Consider the following 452-nt stretch of genomic DNA (forward strand, 5'->3'; position numbering starts at 1 on the left):
GCTCACCCGCACCACGGACAGCCTCACGATCGCGTTGCTGCGCTGCGACGGCGGCGAGGAAGTGGACCGGTTCACCTCAGCCGATCCGCGCCTGCTCGATTTCGTGGGTGCCCGCAGCTCCAGCGAGGACCCACCACACCTCGGCTGATCAAGTCGCCGGGCCGAAGCGGGCCAGCCGGGCCAGATGATCACGGTCGTCCACATCGAGTTTGGCGAACATGCGGTAGAGATGCCCGTCGACGGTGCGCACCGACAGGCACAACTTGTCGGCGATCGCGCGGTTGCTCATCCCGACCCCGACGAGGTTCGCGATCTCCCACTCGCGCTCGGTCAGCGGCAGTGGATCGCCGGCGCAGCGCAAGGCCGGCGTCCGCGCGCCACTGCGACCCGCCAACCACAGTGCCCGGGCGACGGACTCCAATTCGCCACCACGGCAACCACTCTGGGCAAAC

The 452-nt window shown here is 68.6% G+C and carries 1 protein-coding gene; it reads right to left on the minus strand.

Annotation, left to right across the window (positions count from 1 at the left end; all coding sequences use genetic code 11):
- Positions 1-148: 148 nt before the first annotated feature.
- Positions 149-452 (minus strand): helix-turn-helix domain-containing protein (locus BKG76_RS23055; protein WP_131815840.1); only part of this gene is annotated, 304 nt, incomplete at its 5' end.

The sequence above is a fragment of the Mycobacteroides franklinii genome (genome assembly GCF_001853795.1).
In the GTDB taxonomy this organism is placed as follows: domain Bacteria; phylum Actinomycetota; class Actinomycetes; order Mycobacteriales; family Mycobacteriaceae; genus Mycobacterium; species Mycobacterium franklinii.